The sequence below is a fragment of the Pseudomonas sp. P5_B2 genome (assembly GCF_056400445.1).
On the sequence record NZ_JBFULH010000690.1, the window covers coordinates 1 to 2003 of the forward strand.

Consider the following 2003-nt stretch of genomic DNA (forward strand, 5'->3'; position numbering starts at 1 on the left):
CTTCGTTTTCCGGGGTGGCGAGGTGGCTGAATTCGCGCTGGGCGCTRAGGCGCAGGCCCAGGTTGCGTGACAAATCCCACTGCTGATTCRGGCTGATGCTACGGCGCACTTCACCATTAGTGAAGAAATCGCCTTTGGTCTCCAGACTGAAATTACCCAGCGGGTTTTTCCACAGCACCCCGGTATTGACGCCTGCGGCCGGGGCGATGAAACCGGCGAAGTCGTTGTTGTGTTCAATGCGCGCGGTACCCAAGGCAAAACCGAGCATGTCGTCGCCCAGTTGCCAGGTACCGCCGCCACCGCCATTGATGTGGCTGACCAGGGTTTCGTCATCATGTTTGCCCGGCACGCGTTCCAGGCCGCCAGTCACCTGCCACGACAGCGGTTGCAGCAGCTCGCTGCGCGGGGTGAAGGAGCGAATCGTTGCCAGATCAAGCTGTTGAAACTGCCAGTGATTGCCTTCGTACTGGCGTAGTTTCATTTGCAGGATTTCAATTTGAGCGCCGAGCGGGAAGCTCTCGGCGTTGTCGTTGAGATCGTGATAGGCCATGCGCAGGCCGTATTCGCCGAAGGCCTTGTCTCCCCGGGTGCCGACACCCGCCTGCCAGGTGCGCGATTCATGACCGTCCTCGGGTAAGCCTGGTTGCGGGATATCCAGTTCCGGTGCTGGGTTCTGGTTGATCGCCCGAAGTAATTCGAAACTGCGCTGAGCCTGTGCCGGGTCGCGTTCCTGTCCATTGGCACGGTAGCGTTCCAGACGATAGGCCGCGTCGATGATCAGCGCCTGGCGTTCGCGCGGTTGCGCCTTGAAAGCGGGCGCTTGCAGTTGCTTCTGGTCGGCGCTGACTTTCAACACCCATTGCAATTCACCAGGGTTCAAAGGCTCCGCACGACTCAACAACTCACGCTCGCGGGACGGGCGATATTCAATCGACTCCACCAAGCCGGCTTCTTTCACGGCTTTGACGGTGTCGGTAGGAATCGCGGTCAGCGGGAATTGCTCAGTCAGGCGCAGACTGGGGCGCGCCACCTGCAGCAACTCAAGCAAGCGATAGGAGCAGTTTTCGTCGAAGAAGAAATAGTCGAACCGGACCTGCTTCAGCTCCCAGACATGTTCGACCATGCGTTCGGTTTCTGGCGGGGTCAGGTTCAGCCGGTACTCCCACAAATCACGATTTTCGAGGCTGCGGTATTCCGAGAGCTTTTCCTGATAGGGCACCAGGGAAAAAAGCCCCGGATAACCGCCCATCAAGCCTTTCCAGGCAAAGAGAATGCTGTTGTCCGAACCTTCCATGAAAGCGCCGAAGTTGATGGCGTAACTGAGCAGGGCCGTGTGGTCGCTTTGCACATCCGCCTGGTCAATGCGCAGCAACGTGTGGCCGAACATCGATGACGGACTGTTCAAGTACGCCGCCGGGAAAATCATCACCGCACTGTGGGGCGAGACGTCCTTGAACCATTGCTTGAACTCAGTGCAGGCAGGCGTCGGCAGACCGGTCAGGTTGAGCTGCGCCTTCAACCAGCGGGTACGGGCCGGATAGACGCATTGGGCGTGCTGTTCGCCGGCGCTGGCCGGGGCGTACAACGCTTGCACGGTTGCGGCCAGTTCGCGGTCGGGGTGTTCATTGCCGTCGGGCGCCAGGAAGAACGCCTTGTCGCTGATATAGCTGCGCCAGCCGCCGAGCTTGGCGGTTTCGTAGTGTCCCAGGGAAATCCAGAAGGGGTCATTGGCCAGTTGCTGCAAACGTTGAGGGTCGATGTGCGGCGCAGCAGACAGCGGGGCGCAGACACAGAGCGCCAGCCAGGCAAAGCGTTTGAGCATAGTGGGCAACTTAATTCGAAAAAAAACAAAGACCCAAAGAGGGGCGGGCCAAAAAAACAAATCCGCTCCCCGAAGGGAGCGGGCGAGTCGAGCTTAAGCTTGAGTGGCGTACTTGGCCAGACGCGGATCGCTCTTCAGAACGGCCAGGGTGTTGGTATGCACGTCTTCAGCGGTCACGTCC

At 59.3% G+C, this 2003-nt stretch carries 1 protein-coding gene; it reads right to left on the minus strand.

Annotated elements, in window-relative coordinates:
- A partial coding sequence (locus AC1DRJ_RS25650) for an Lnb N-terminal periplasmic domain-containing protein (protein ID WP_477804623.1) occupies positions 1–1822 on the minus strand: 1822 nt, incomplete at its 3' end.
- Positions 1823–2003 lie beyond the last annotated feature (181 nt).